The organism is Brevundimonas sp., from assembly GCF_050729455.1.
Lineage (GTDB): Bacteria > Pseudomonadota > Alphaproteobacteria > Caulobacterales > Caulobacteraceae > Brevundimonas.
Genome location: NZ_JBOHLI010000001.1, coordinates 109,508 through 122,996, shown reverse-complemented (window position 1 = coordinate 122,996; position 13,489 = coordinate 109,508). Strand labels below are relative to the sequence as shown.

Here is a 13,489-nt window from a genome sequence, read left to right as displayed (position 1 = left end):
GGCGGCCGAGGCGGACAAGGGCGTGGCCTCGCCCGACGGCCGCTGGCGCGCCGAAGTGCGCGACGGCGACCTGATCATCGTCTCGACGGCGGACGGCGCCGAGCGACGGCTGACCCAGGACGGCGCCGCCTCGCCCTACGCCACGCCCCTGATCAACCTGAAGGACATGGCGGCCCAGGGCACGTCCCAACCCGCCGCGCGCCCGGCGATCCGCTGGTCGCCGGATTCCCGCTTCATCGCCACCTATCGCATCGACCGCGACCATGCGCGGCGACTGTCCCTGGTTCAATCCTCGCCCAAGGACGGCGGCCCTCCGCGCGTTCTGGACTACCTCTACCCCCTGACGGGCGACACCGAGACGCCGACCGCCGAGGGCGTCTTCTTCGAGGTCGAGAGCGGGCGGCGCATCCCCATGGCGACCCCGGCCAGGCCCGTCCTCTACTACGGCGGCCCCTGGTACGAATGGAGCGCCGACAGCCGCGCCGTATTCGAACGCGCTCCGGCGCGCGGTTACGGCGCCCTGCAGCTGAACCGCATCGAGGCGGCGACCGGCGAGGCGCGGCTGCTGACCGAGGATCGCTCCGACACCTATGTCGACTTCTACGGCCACTTCTGGACTTACGACGACAAGTCCAACACCCACTTCTGGACCGCCGATCCCGACGGCTACGCCCATGTCTACGCCGTCGATGCGACGACGGGCGCACGGCGTCAGCTGACCTCGGGCGACTGGCGCGCACGGTCGGTGGCCGGCGTCGACCATCAAGCGAAGCGCGTTCTGATCGTCGGCTCGGGCCGCGAGACGGGACGCGACCCCTATCTGCGCCACCTCTATTCGGCGCCGTCGGCGGGCGGACAGCCGCGCCTGCTGACGCCCGAGGCGCTGGACCACGACGTCTCGGTCTCGCCCGACGGGCGCTACTTCGTGGACAACATGTCGACCATCGACCAGCCGACCCGCTCGGTCCTGCGTCGCTCCAGCGACGGCCGCATCGTCATGGAGCTGGGCCGCGCCGACGTCGGCGCCTATCTGGCCGCCGGCTACCGCCTGCCCGAGCCGTTCCAGACCGTCGCCGCCGACGGCGTGACGCCTCTCTACGGCGCCGTCTTCAAGCCCGCCGATTTCGACCCCGCCCAGCGCTATCCGATCATCGAGGACATCTACACCGGGCCGCACTATGTGATGACGCCCAAGTCCTTCGAGGCCGCGATGATCGGGCGCAACGCCAACTCCGTCGCCCAGTTGGGGGTCATCGCCGTGACCATCGACGGACGCGGCACCTGGGGCCGCTCGCGCGCCTTCCAGCAGCCGGCCTACAAGAACCTGCACGCCGTGGGGCTGGAGGACCACATCGCCGGCATCCGCGCCGTCGCGGCCCGCAACCCCTGGATGGACCCCGAGCGGGTCGGGATCTACGGTTTCTCGGCCGGCGGCTATGACGTGGTGCGCGCCATGACGCGCCATCCCGAGTTCTACAAGGTCGGCGTCACCGCCTCGGGCAACCACGACAACCGCCTGGACAAGGCGACCTGGAACGAACAGTGGATGGGCAGCGAGCTGGGCCCGCTCTACGACGAGAATTCCAACATCACCTGGGCTCCCAAGCTGGAGGGACGCCTGTTCGTGGCCCACGGCGAACTGGACGAGAACGTGCCGCCCCTGGCCTCGCTGCGGCTGGTCGACGCCCTGAGCAAGGCCAACAAGAATTTCGACTTCCTGATGGTGCCGAACGCCGACCACTTCCTGGACTCGGTGCCCTACTACCAGCGCCGTCGCTGGGACTTCTTCGTGCAGGAGTTGCTGCATGAGACCCCGCCTGCGGCCTATCCGATGAAGCCGTTCGACTGACCGGGCCGTCAGGCACAAATGAAAAGGGCGGACCACAGGGTCCGCCCTTTTTTCATGTCCGCATCCTGCGCCCGAAACAAAAGGGGGGGCGGCCGACCGGCCGCCCCCCCTTTCCGCTCACCCAGCAGGTCAGCGATCTCGGCACGATAGGTGGCCTCGAAATCGACGCCCTCCACCTCGAAGGAGGCGACGTTGATATAGCTGTCGCGCACCTCGTACAGATTGCCGTCCGGCCTGCGGGTCAGCATGTCGCAGAACTGGTTGTTCAGCGTCGGCAGGTCGACGCAATTGTTGACCGTCTGCTGGGCGCCGATGCGGTCGATGCCGCCGTCCAGCTTGATGCTGTAGTAGTCGGCCGAGAAGGCGAAGCCCGGCAGGAAGCGCGGCCGCACCACCGCCCCGACCGTCAGGGCGTCGGCTTCCTCGACGCCCAGGTCGGGGTTGCCGGTGCTGAAGACCAGGGTGGTCATGCGGCGCGTGTTCGGGTCCCAGGTCACCGGATCGAAGCCCAGGGCCAGACAGTTGGCGCGGCGGTTCGTCGTGCCGCTGTCCAGCAGGGTCGGGTCGCACGGGTCGCTCAGGCCCTCGGCGCCGCGGCTGCCGGGGTTGAACATCTCGCCCAGCGACGGGGCGCGCACCGCCGTCGCCTTGGTCAGACGGAAGCGGATGTCCGGGATCGGCGCCCAGGAACCGGCCAGCTTCCAGGATTCGACCGTGCCCGCGCGCTCATAGTCGGATACGCGATAGGCGCCTTCGAATTCCAGTGAATGGACAAAGGGCTGGTCCTTGATCACGGGGACCAGGACCTCGGCGAAGGCCTCGCGAACCGAGTTGCTCTCCTGGATGGGCGAGAACTGGCTGGCGAAGAAGCCCTGCGCCTTCTCCCAGACGTAGGAGGGACGGAAGTCGATCTCGTCCTTGCGGTATTCAGCCCCCGCCGAAACCTTCAGGGTGCCGGCCGGAAGCTGGAACAGATCGCCCGCGATCAGCCCCTGGAGCAGGGTCTGGCTGGTCTCCGTGGTCGAGGTGTGGTCCGCGCGGATGTAGTCGACGGCTTCGGGCGAGATCGTGCCCTGGCCGAAGATATTGACCGGCACGCAACCACGGGCCCGCGCCTCGACGCTGCGGCAGACGATGTTCCCCGACAAAGGATCGCGGATGGCGCCCAGGGCCTCGAACCAGCGCCCGCCTTGATCGGGCGGAAGGTCTGGGTGGCCGAATCGAAGATCACATCCGCCTCGGCGCCGCCGGGGCCGAACGGCAGATAACCCGTCGGCGTGCCCAGGGCGAAATAGGCGAAGCGCAGGTCGCGCATCGGAATGCGCGCCGGAATGCCGTCGTTCGGGCCGGTGTTGGCGGGGTTGGACACGAAGGCGTAGCGGGTGCCCAGGTTCCGATCGCCGCGCGTCAGTCCGCCGCTTTCGGTGCGGCTGACATGCAGGACGGCGTTGCCATGATCATGGTTGACCCCAGCGGTCAGGCCGTAGGTCAGGGTGTCGTAGTCGCCGCCCTCGTCCGAGCCGTACTGGACGTTGGCTTCAACGCCGTCGAAGTCGTCCTTGAGGATCAGGTTGACGACCCCGGCCACCGCGTCGGCGCCATAGACCGCCGAGGTGCCGCCCGTCTGGACCTCCACGCGCTGAACCAGGGCCGCCGGAATATTGCCGAGGTCGAAAGCCAGGAAGTTGGAATCATCCGGCGTGCCCGCGCGACGCCGGCCGTTCACCAGGGTCAGGGTCCGGCGGACGCCCAGGTTGCGCAGGTTGGCCTGATTCAGGCCGATATTGCCGAAGCTGTAGCTGGTGTTGGCGTTGGACAGCCCCGTCGCCACCTGCGGCATCTCATTCAGGATGTCCGCGATATTGGTGATGCCCTTGGCTTCGATGATCTCCGCACTCAGCGCCATCGTGGGCGTCGGCGCGTTCAGACCGCTGCGTTGCAGGCGCGACCCGGTGACCACGACCTCGTCGACCTGAGACGCCTCTTCAACACCCTCCGTCGCGGGCGCGTTCTGAGCCTGGGCCGCCATCGGCGCGGCCAAGGCGCCCAGACTGACGCCCGCAATCAAAGCTCGCTTTCTCCACCGCCCGATCACCGCCGGCTGTTCCTTCATCGCACTCATGAAAACCATCCCTCCCCCAGAACGTATTTCGAATGCGATATACCGTATACAATATACCAACTCTGTCCAGCCTCGCCCGGACCACGTTCTCCGAAGGCGGTCAAGCGCCTTCGCGCTCGGGCCGCAGCGGGCGGGGCTCACTCGGTCTGGAGCGCCTCGGCCTCGCTGACGGGAGCTTGCGCCCGACGATCTTGCGGCGCGGACGCACGCCTGCTTCGGGCCCACTTCAGGCTGGGAGCCTCGATCAAGTGATAGGTCAGGCACGCTCCCGCGATCGTCAGCGCAAGGAAGGCAGCCGCGAAGAGCCAAGCCTTGGCCGGCGTATCCAACTGCCATCCCAGGGCGGGCGCCGCATACCAGAAGCCCAGGAAGACCAGACCGTGGACCAGGTAGATCGAGTAGGAAATCCGGCCGAGGTACTGCAGGATCGACGAGGAGAACCACCGGTGCGTCCACCCGCCCGAAGCGCCCAGCGCGGCCACCAGAACGGCGAAGAGCGGGATCGCCAGAAGGTCCAGCCCGCCGACATGCATCACCGCGACAACTCCGGCGATGGAAGCCGCCGCCAGGCCGTCCGCCACGCGAGCCGGAAGCGACGCATCGACGCGACAGATCTGATAGAGGCCGAGACCGATGAGGAAGCCGCCGAGGCACCGCACGATCCCGAAGTCGTAGGTGATGTCCAGCGTGCCCCGCCCCAGGCTGAAGTAGAGCCCGACAAGGATGGCGACACCCGCCGCGATGCAGGCCGCGCCTGACCAACGGCCGAAGCGGACCATCAAGGGGACCGCCAGCAGGGCTGCAGCGTAGCACCACCACTCGGCGGCGATCGACCAGGACACGATGTTCCACGACAGGTAGCTGTGCTGGTTCATGGCGTGGGTTAGCAGCAGATTGCTTGGCAAAGCCGACCAGGCGAAAAAGGTCTCCCAACTGCCGTCCTTCAGCATCGGCCAGAGCGCGCCCGCGACCGTCGCTGCGACCACCAGCAGGGCGGTCAGCACCAGATGAAGCGGATAGATGCGGACGAAGCGCGCGCGATAGAAGGCCGCCGCCCTGGCCCCGAGCCGCCCCGACGACAGGCGCTCGCGATAGGCGTGATGGATGACGTAGCCGCTCAGGATGAAGAACAGGTCGACCCAGAGATAGCCGTTGGCGATCACGCCGCTGGCGGTCTTCGGCAGGAGCGTCCCCATCTCGCGGTAGTAGAGGCAGACGTTGATATGGAACAGGGCGACACCCAAGGCGGCAACGCCCCTCAACGCCGTCAGGGCCGGCAGATCTGCAGCGCCGACCCTTTCGTTTGCATTTTCTTGCATTCGCCCCACCCCCTCAGTTTCTTTAATTCTCGGCGCGCGATCTGAAGATTCCGACCTTACACGACCTCGGCGATCAAGATTATTGCGACAATTTTCTAAAAAGAATAGCGTTCCATCAAAGGGAGGACGCCAAAGATGCGCCAACGGTTTTGCCTGAGCACGATCATTGCCAGCCTGGTTCTGGCCGCAGCCCCCGCGAGCCGGGCGGCGGAGGCAGACCCCTTCTGGGGCAATGCGACCATCTATTTCCTGATGACGGATCGCTTCGTGAACGGCGATCCTTCCAATGACGCCGCCTACGGACGGGAAAAGGACGGCGACACGCTGCGCTCATTCGAGGGCGGCGACATCCGGGGCGTCATCACCAAGCTCGAGGACGGCTATTTTCGCGACCTCGGCGTCACGGCGATCTGGACCACGCCGCTGATCGAGCAGGTGCGGCAGCCACAGCAGGAATTCGGCCGCTCCTACGCCTTCCACGGCTATTGGCCCAAAGACTGGACGACCGTCGATCAGGCCTTCGGAACCGAGGCGGACTTCGCCGAAATGGTGCGTCAGGCCCATGCCCAGAATATTCGCGTCATCGTGGATGTGATCATCAACCACGCGGGGCCGCCGACCGGCGGCGACGACCCGGCCTGGCCCGACGACTGGGTGCGCACCGGGCCGCCCTGCGACTACGCCTCCTATGCCGGTACGACCGCCTGCTTGATCGCCGCCGGCCTGCAGGACATCCGAACGGAAAGCGACGCCGATGCGCCGCTTCCGCCCTTCCTGGTGGAGAAGTGGCGCGCGGAAAACCGCCTTGACCAGGAGGTCGCAGAGCTGGACGCCTTCTTCGCCCGGACCGGTTATCCGCGAGCCCCGAAATACTACATCATCAAATGGCTGACCGACTGGGTTCGGGAATACGGCGTTGACGGTTTCCGTGTGGACACCGCCAAACATACGGACCCCGAAGTCTGGGCGGCGCTGAGCGTCGAGGCCCGGCGCGCCCATGCCGAGTGGCGCGCGCGCCATCCTGAGGCATTGGCCGAAAACCAGGACTTCTACATGGTGGGCGAGGTGTTCAACTTCGGCCTCGACGACTTCGAGCGGGCGATCAACCGCGACTACAACTACGGCGACCGTCGGATCGACTTCTTCGACTACGGCTTCGACGCCATGGTCAACATGGGCTTCGTCAGCCATGCTCGCCAGCCGATGCCCGATCTGTTCGCGCTCTACGCCAATGAATTCGATGGGCCCTTCAAGGGGCGTCAGATGTTGAACTACATCGACTCCCACGACGATCCGTCTCCTCTCGATCCGACCCGCGAGAACGCGTTCGAGAACGCCGTCAAACTGATGCTCGCGCCCGGCGCCGCCCAGATCTACTACGGAGACGAACTGGACCGCCGCCTGGTGGCGGCCGGCGCGACCGGCGACGCGCGGCTGCGCACGCTGATGAACTGGGAGACCCTCGACACCGCGCAGGGACAGGCGATCCTGGAACACTGGCGTCGCCTCAGCCGCTTCCGCGCGGCGCATCCGGCGATCGGCGTCGGGCGTCACGTCGAGCTCTCGCGCAGCCCCTACGTCTTCACCCGCAGCCTGGATACGGACGCCGGATCCGATGCAGTCGTCGTCGCCCATGCGCCGGATGCGCCCTTTAGCCGGACCCCGGCCGGCGGCGTATTCGTCGACGGAAGCGCTGTGCGGGACGCCTATTCGGGCGACCTGTGCCAGGTGAGCGCAGGCCAGATCACCTGCGAGCGCGCGCGAGACTTCGCCCTGTTCGAAGCCGCGACGCCTGGCCCCCAAGCGGGAGGGACCGCTTTACGCTAGCCAGAAACAGCCCTTGCAAGACCCTTATGGCAATGACCGCTCATTGCGCATAATGGGTCTTGCGAAGCTGTCGAGCCCCCCGACTTTTACGCCATCCGTCGCGCCTTCGACTTGCAGAGGCCCTTCCCATCCCGAGCGTCGCGGGCCTAGCCCATAACGCTAAAGCCCCGCGGCTTTGGGCTGCGGGGCTTTTCGAGTGTTTGGGTGCGGGAGCGGGATTTGGGCGATACCTCACACCCGCAGCTTCATGACGTAGGCCGCTTTTAGGGTTCGGCCACGACCCACCCCCAGACACGCCCCCAGATTTCTCCGGCGATGGAGATCGTCTTCCCCGGATCGTTCGGATCGGGTGCTCGGAATCCGTGATCGACTTCCGGATAGACCCAGTATTCGAGGTTGGTGCGCCCGCGAGAAAGGAAGGCGACCATGGCGAAATCGGTATTGATGATGGGCGCCTTGGGGTCATTGCCTCCCTGGACGAGCAACAGGGGGACGTCCAGAGCCAGCATGTCGTCGACCACCGCATGGGGCCCAAAGCCCGACCATCGCCGATTGGGTTCACCGATGAAATCTCCCTCCAGGCTGAGCGGGTCGGCCTGGATCGCCTTGATTGAGGCGAACACCTCTTCGACGGACGCCTGCGCCTCGGCGCGAGTCATCTCGCCTCTTTCGGCCCTGAGACGCTGCTCGATGACGAAATCATAGTACTGCGGCAGTGCGAGCCCGCCCCAGGCCACGGCCTTGTCCGCATGGGCGAGGCCCGCCACGGCGAAGACGTATTGCGCCCCTTCCGATCCGCCGATCACGACCACACGATCCACCTTGTCGCCCAAGGCTTCGCGCGCCGCAGCAATGGCGATCGCGGTGCGGGAAATCAGATTGTCGCGCGACATTCCGGCCCGGTAGGCGGGATTGTCCAGTGGGATCGGGCGTCCGTTGGATTCGTCGAACTGCATGTCTGCGACGAAGGGAAGGCCCGGCTTGTCGATCAGCATGAAATGGGCGCGATCACGGAAGGTCAGCAGTTCGCGGGGAAAGCTCGTTCCCCGGCCGCCATCGCTGAAATTCTGGAAATGAGGATAGGCGCCGGAACCCGGTAACCAGACGATCAAAGGCCCCTTCGTCCCTGCATTCACATTGTCGACGTGCCACGCGACATCGCCGAAGGCCGCGTCGCGAGCGACATGGCTGTCGAACTGGGCCGCAGTCACCGCCTCTTGCGCGACCGCCGGACTGGCGAGCAGCACCGAAACGGCGGCCAACAACATTCGCATGGTCTGCCTCTTGATGATTTCACGATGTCTGATGGCGAGCCGTAGGCGACCATCTCAAGTGAATTCGCGGTCATGGTGCGTTCACGGCCCGGCCGACCCTTCCCGATCTCGGGAAGGGCCAGCGCATGGGCGTTGCCGTCAGTTCGGCGCCTTGGGCTCGACCAGGTACATCTTGTTGACGATCTGCCAGCGCCCATCGACCCGCATGAGTTGCAGATAGTCGGCGACCATCGCCGTCGGATAATCCAGAACGATCTTTGCAATCCCCACATCGCCCGTGATGTCGACCGTCTCGATCCAGCGCCGCCGCATGGCTTCGTCATCGGCGGGCCGACCAGTGCCGGCGCGCGCCATATAGTCATCATCGGTCATGCGGATCAGGGTCCCGCCGCGCAGCCCCCACAACTGGGCGTCCTCGTGGAAGGCCTGACGGAATTGAACTGGATCGCCCGTGGCCTGACCTCGCAGATAGGCCTCCAATGGGACGCGCACAGCCGCATCGAGAGCGGCGACCTCCGGCTTGTGCGCGACCCAGTGTTCCTGGGCGACAACGGGACCGGCCATCAGGACGGCGGCGAAAACGGTGGCTTTAAACAGCATGGGTTCATCCCCTGTATGCGTTTTGAAACTTCGGTGATGCGCGGGACAGCGAAGGTGCCGCCCCGCGATCAAGAGGGATGTTCCCGCTCAGAACGTCTTGCGCAGACGCAGCGAGTAATAGGTCCGCGGATCGATGTTTCGGGTCTCGATATAGTTGATCGACTGGGTCGTACGGTCAGCATAGGCAATACGCGTCTGGTAGAAGTCGTCCCAGAGATTGATGTGGGCGCGTAGCGACAGGGTCGGCGACGGTTTGTACTCGATCCAGGCCTCGATATAGTCGTGGCCACGCCACGAGAAATGTATGTTCGGATCGTAGTTGGTTTCGCCGATCAGGGGGCTCCAGGCGAAGTTCCATTGCAGGTTCCAGGACTTGATGTCCTGCGCCAGGCTGATGGTCGCATTGCTTCTGCGCAGTTCGGAGATCGGACGGGTCTTGCCCGTGGCCGGGTCGGTGACCCTGGAGCTGTTCCAGGTGTTCACCGCGCTGATTCGACCGCCGCTGAAGCCGAACCGGTCCAGCGGCGCCTGGAAGTTCACCGCCAGTCGATCCAGCGTGCCATCGCCGATGTTGCCAACCGCCGTCAGGCCGCCCGGCAGCGGTATGATGTCGATGGCGTCGCTGATTTCATCATGGCGCAAGGTGACGCCGACAACGCCATCGCCCCAGAAACGCCGCTCGTAGATCAGTTCACTGACCCAGCGCTGCTCGGGCGACAGATTCGTATTGCCGCCGCTGACGGTGTCGTTCTGCAGTTGGGCGGAGGCGGCGAAGTCGTAGAAGTTCAGCTGCCCCACCTCCCGTTCGAAACGCAGGCGGAACTGGTTATCGGCCCGGGGGGTCCAACTCGCCAGCAGGCGGGGTTTGATGAAGGAGAAGGTCTTTTCCATGGTCGCGTCGCCCGACTGGCTGATGGTGGAACGCTCGACGCGCACCCCGCCTTCGATCGAGAGGTTGTCCCGCAGGCGCCAGACGCCCTTGCCGAACATCTCCCCGCGGGTCTCCTCAACCGTGACCGAGGCGGAGGGCAGGACAACGGGGACGCCGCCGCGACTGAGCGCCTGTTTGGTCTCCAGCATGTTGTAGGCGACCTCGCCGCCGGTCTCGAAGCTCAGGCTGGGCGAATGTTCGTAGCGCAGAAGGCTGCGCAGAATGGTCTCCGAAGTCTCGGTTTCGTTGACGAAGCGTTGTTCGGGGCTGACCACGCCGTCCACTCGCGACCGCCCGATGGAGAGGGAATCCTCGGCGTCGAACTCATGGATGAAGCGCGTTTCGGACGTCAGGCTGTCGTTCACCGGGCGGGTGAATAGCGCACCGAACTCACCGAACGCGCCCTCCTCCTCGTACGCGGTCTCGCGTCGCACGATGGGCGCGGTCTGCAGGTTCACGTTCTCGAAGTCGTTGACCCCGTAGCGGGCGGTCAGATCGATCCGCCCCCCCAGGAAGGCGTCGGCGTAGTTCAGCCGCAGCGAGGTCGCCCCCCCCCTTTCTGATCTCTGAAATGGACCTCGTCGCGCAGGACGTTTCCATGAGCGTCCAGCCGCAGGACCGGGCCGATGCCGCTGGAGTCGTTGTCAATAAAGCCGTCCGTGATGGTGAAGCCCCAGGTGCGGTCGCCGTCATTGGCCGTGAACTGCAGGGAGCCGCCATAGGAATCCTGTCCGCCCTCATACAGCAGCGCATCACCGGTGAAGATGGTCTGGCGGCTGGACTGCTCGCGAATGATGACGTTCGCGACGACCGAGAAGCCCTGCATGTCAATGCCGGGAGCCCCGCCGCGGACCAGTTCAATCCGCTCAACCTGGGCGACCAGGATGCGCGACAGCACGCTGGAGCCGGTGTCGTTCTTCGAGGCGGGCCTCGAGCCGTTGATCAGGACGTTTCCGACCGAGCCCTGAAAGCCGCGGCTGCCGTCGCCGTCGATGACGCTGAAGCCCGGAATGCGGCTGACCATGTCCAGGGCCGTGACCGGCTGCTGAGCGGCGAAGAAGTCTGGAGCGAAAACCAACACCCCCTGCTGACTGGTTTCAGCTTGCGGAGGAGAAGGCGGCGGCGGCACGCTCTGCGCCAGGGCCGGCGCGGCGAGCGTCAAGGAGAGAGGCGTCAGAACGAGTAGGCGGGGGTCGAAGATACGCATCGGCGGGTCCCATCGAGATGGCTGGTAATAAGCGCCGCGATAGAAGAGACTGGCGTTCCATGAGCGAGGGCAGAGCCCCGATTTTCAGTCGATGATTTGCCGATGAACGACCTGTCAGCTCTGCTTCGCAGGCCGATCGAACTGGTGTCCGAACCGCCCTTCCCGCTGGGGACAGCCATGGTCCATCCCGCCACCGTCGAGGTGGTCTGGTCCGACGCGCGCTGCAAACTCGAGCCCCGGGTCATGCAGGTTCTGATCGCGCTCAATCGGCGGCGCGGCGAGCCCATCAGCCGCGAGGAGTTGTCTCAACTCTGCTGGGACGGTCGCGTCGTCGGGACCGACGCCCTGGTGCGTTGCATCGTCAAGCTGAGGAAGGCCTTCCAGCGGGATCCAGCCGTCGAGATCATCAGCATTCCCAAGGTCGGCTACCGCCTGCGCCTTCTCACCGTCACGCCAGAAGCGGCCAAGACAGGCGAGGCGTCATCGATTGCCTCCCTCTCTCGATCAGCCTGGCGATCGCCGCGATTGCTTCTGGCGGGCGGCGCAGTCTTCACGATCATCGCGCTGGGCGCCGTCGCCCTCGTCGTAATGCGGCCACCCGGCGCGCTTGCCGCCGAGACTGTGCAGCCCCTGACCTCCGAGCTCGGCGTCGAGACCCACCCTGCTCTTTCGTCGGATGGGCGCCTGATCGCCTACGCCGGCGGCGCCGGATACGGCGCACAGAAAGACATCTTTCTGCGCGGCGTCGCTGGCGGCACGCCAATCCGTCTCACCAACACGCCTGAGGACGAGATGGCGCCCGCCTGGTCGCCGGATGGTCAGAACATCGCATTCGTCCGCAGCATCGCGAACGCCCCTTGTGAGATTCTGGTCGCGCCGATCCCCCAGGGCGAGGCGCGCGTGGTCGGGCGTTGCTCCGTCGATTCCACCACGCGCCTGGCCTGGACCCGCGAGGGCGAACTGCTGCTGTCCGATCGGCCGACGCGCAACTCTGTGCGCCGCATCCGCGCCTTGAACCCTGGCACCGGCCGGATGCGAGAAGTCAGTTCGCCGCCCCCCAATAGCCTGGGTGACAGCGACCCGATCGTCACCCATCGCGGCGATCGCCTGGCTTTTCGGCGCTTCTTCTCCTACGGCGTCGGCGACCTCTACACAGCCGAGGTTTCTGGCGCAGGACAACGGGCCCTCACCCGCAACGGCTGGAAGGCCCTGGGCTACGCCTTTACCGCCGATGATCGGAGCCTGGTCTTCTCCAGCAATCGCAACGGCGATTCCGGCCTGTGGTCGGTGGACGTGGAGCGTCCGGCCAAGCCTGTTCGCCTGAGCCTGGGCCTGCTCGCGTTCGGTCGCCTGTCCTCCGATCAGCATGGCCTGCTTGTGGCCGAGGCCAGCGACTATGGATCAAACCTGTTCGCCTGGCGCGCTGGCGCCGCCCCCGTCGCCCTGACGAACGGTAACACCAACGACTGGGATCCGGACCTTTCCACGACAGGCCAACTGACCTTCATCTCCAATCAGAATGGAGGATCGGATATCTGGGTCCAACGCGGCGAAGGCGCGCCGACGCGACTGACCGATCTGAAGGCCAACACCGTCTTCTCGCCCCGCTGGTCGCCGGACGGTCGCAGCATCGCCTTCATCGCGGCGCGCGACCGCCGCACCGACGTCTATCTGATCAACGCCGACGGATCCGGTCTTCGCAAGGTCACCTCGGACGGGGCGGCGCGCGACGAACTGGCCTGGGACAGCAATGGCGACCTCGTTGTTCCCACCTTGAGGGACACCGGCTGGCGGGTCGAGCGAGTCGATCCGCGCGGGCGCGTCACCGTGGTTCCGAACAGCGCCGGGGTTTGGACCATCAAGAGCGCGGGCGGCAAGGGCCTCTATGCAGTGAAACAGGATGACGATCGGCTCTGGCGCCTTGGACCAGCCGGCGCTGTTCTCACCGCCCCTCTGATCCGCGTCAGCCAAGAGGAGGCCTGGGCGCCGACAAGAGACGGCGCCTATCACTTGGCGGGAAGCCCCAGCGGCGAGACCGTCCTGCGCCTGACAACATGGTCCGGCGCGAGCCGCGACGTGCAGTCGCTGGGAAGATTCGGCCAGAAGCACAGCCTGGCCGTCTCCCCCACCCAGGACATCGTTGCGGCCAGGGTGGTTCGCGACGAGGCGGACCTGCGGGCCATTCAACTGGCGCGCCGATAGGCCCGCCGGGCCCACATCAACGAAGCTTAAGGTGCCGGCCTCAGCCGTCTGGGCCACATGATAGCGGGCCCGAGCTGGAGCGCCGCCCGTGAAAAATGGGACGGGGTGGCTCCACGACAGATCGACCTGCCGATCAATATCGGACCGGCGATCTGGAA

At 65.7% G+C, this 13,489-nt stretch carries 10 protein-coding genes; 3 read left to right on the top strand and 7 right to left on the bottom strand.

The features are described 5' to 3' along the window. The first annotated feature begins 22 nt into the window (after positions 1 to 22). Positions 23 to 1,849 carry a prolyl oligopeptidase family serine peptidase gene (locus ACREEF_RS00515; RefSeq protein ID WP_431563651.1) on the top strand — a complete coding sequence of 609 codons (1,827 nt, stop codon included), beginning with the start codon at positions 23 to 25 and terminating at the stop codon, positions 1,847 to 1,849. Positions 1,850 to 1,857: 8 nt separating this feature from the next. Here ACREEF_RS00515 and ACREEF_RS00510 read toward each other — a convergent pair whose 3' ends face one another. The 3 genes from ACREEF_RS00510 to ACREEF_RS00500 form a co-directional block, all read right to left on the bottom strand. Then, positions 1,858 to 2,946, bottom strand: coding sequence for a TonB-dependent receptor domain-containing protein (locus ACREEF_RS00510; RefSeq protein ID WP_431563676.1), 1,089 nt, complete (start codon positions 2,944 to 2,946; stop codon positions 1,858 to 1,860). Then, the gene (locus tag ACREEF_RS00505; protein ID WP_431563650.1) at positions 2,835 to 3,971 is read right to left on the bottom strand and encodes a TonB-dependent receptor plug domain-containing protein; all 1,137 of its coding nucleotides are present in this window, start codon (positions 3,969 to 3,971) and stop codon (positions 2,835 to 2,837) included. Before ACREEF_RS00505 ends, ACREEF_RS00510 begins: the two co-directional genes overlap by 112 nt. 137 nt (positions 3,972 to 4,108) lie before the next feature. Next, complete coding sequence (locus ACREEF_RS00500; RefSeq protein ID WP_431563649.1) at positions 4,109 to 5,290, bottom strand: acyltransferase family protein; 1,182 nt, start codon at positions 5,288 to 5,290, stop codon at positions 4,109 to 4,111. 135 nt (positions 5,291 to 5,425) lie between these two features. Between ACREEF_RS00500 and ACREEF_RS00495 the strand changes: the two genes are divergently transcribed. Next, positions 5,426 to 7,117, top strand: a complete 1,692-nt coding sequence (locus ACREEF_RS00495; RefSeq protein ID WP_431563648.1) for an alpha-amylase family glycosyl hydrolase — start codon at positions 5,426 to 5,428, stop codon at positions 7,115 to 7,117. A gap of 263 nt (positions 7,118 to 7,380) precedes the next feature. Here the strand turns inward: ACREEF_RS00495 and ACREEF_RS00490 are convergent, their stop codons facing one another. The 4 genes from ACREEF_RS00490 to ACREEF_RS00475 all read right to left on the bottom strand — a co-directional run bounded on the left by ACREEF_RS00490 (position 7,381) and on the right by ACREEF_RS00475 (position 11,129). Then, positions 7,381 to 8,391 carry an alpha/beta hydrolase family protein gene (locus ACREEF_RS00490; protein ID WP_431563647.1) on the bottom strand — a complete coding sequence of 337 codons (1,011 nt, stop codon included), beginning with the start codon at positions 8,389 to 8,391 and terminating at the stop codon, positions 7,381 to 7,383. Between the two features lie 138 nt (positions 8,392 to 8,529). Further along, positions 8,530 to 8,991 (bottom strand): nuclear transport factor 2 family protein, encoded by a 462-nt coding sequence (locus tag ACREEF_RS00485; protein ID WP_431563646.1) that lies wholly within the window; start codon positions 8,989 to 8,991, stop codon positions 8,530 to 8,532. An 87-nt stretch (positions 8,992 to 9,078) separates the two neighbouring features. After that, complete coding sequence (locus ACREEF_RS00480; RefSeq protein ID WP_431563675.1) at positions 9,079 to 10,422, bottom strand: TonB-dependent receptor domain-containing protein; 1,344 nt, start codon at positions 10,420 to 10,422, stop codon at positions 9,079 to 9,081. 29 nt (positions 10,423 to 10,451) lie between these two features. After that, entirely contained in the window at positions 10,452 to 11,129 is a 678-nt protein-coding gene (locus ACREEF_RS00475) for a TonB-dependent receptor plug domain-containing protein (protein WP_431563645.1), read from the bottom strand. Between the two features lie 102 nt (positions 11,130 to 11,231). Between ACREEF_RS00475 and ACREEF_RS00470 the strand changes: the two genes are divergently transcribed. Further along, positions 11,232 to 13,331 (top strand): winged helix-turn-helix domain-containing protein, encoded by a 2,100-nt coding sequence (locus ACREEF_RS00470; protein ID WP_431563644.1) that lies wholly within the window; start codon positions 11,232 to 11,234, stop codon positions 13,329 to 13,331. Positions 13,332 to 13,489 lie beyond the last annotated feature (158 nt).

Bases quoted from the DNA above. Each gene is read 5' to 3' on its own strand.
- ACREEF_RS00485 (WP_431563646.1), bottom strand. From the start codon at position 8,991: ATGCTGTTTAAAGCCACCGTTTTCGCCGCCGTCCTGATGGCCGGTCCC.
- ACREEF_RS00475 (WP_431563645.1), bottom strand. From the start codon at position 11,129: ATGCGTATCTTCGACCCCCGCCTACTCGTTCTGACGCCTCTCTCCTTG.
- ACREEF_RS00495 (WP_431563648.1), top strand. From the start codon at position 5,426: ATGCGCCAACGGTTTTGCCTGAGCACGATCATTGCCAGCCTGGTTCTG.
- ACREEF_RS00500 (WP_431563649.1), bottom strand. From the start codon at position 5,290: ATGCAAGAAAATGCAAACGAAAGGGTCGGCGCTGCAGATCTGCCGGCC.
- ACREEF_RS00505 (WP_431563650.1), bottom strand. From the start codon at position 3,971: ATGAGTGCGATGAAGGAACAGCCGGCGGTGATCGGGCGGTGGAGAAAG.
- ACREEF_RS00490 (WP_431563647.1), bottom strand. From the start codon at position 8,391: ATGCGAATGTTGTTGGCCGCCGTTTCGGTGCTGCTCGCCAGTCCGGCG.
- ACREEF_RS00470 (WP_431563644.1), top strand. From the start codon at position 11,232: ATGAACGACCTGTCAGCTCTGCTTCGCAGGCCGATCGAACTGGTGTCC.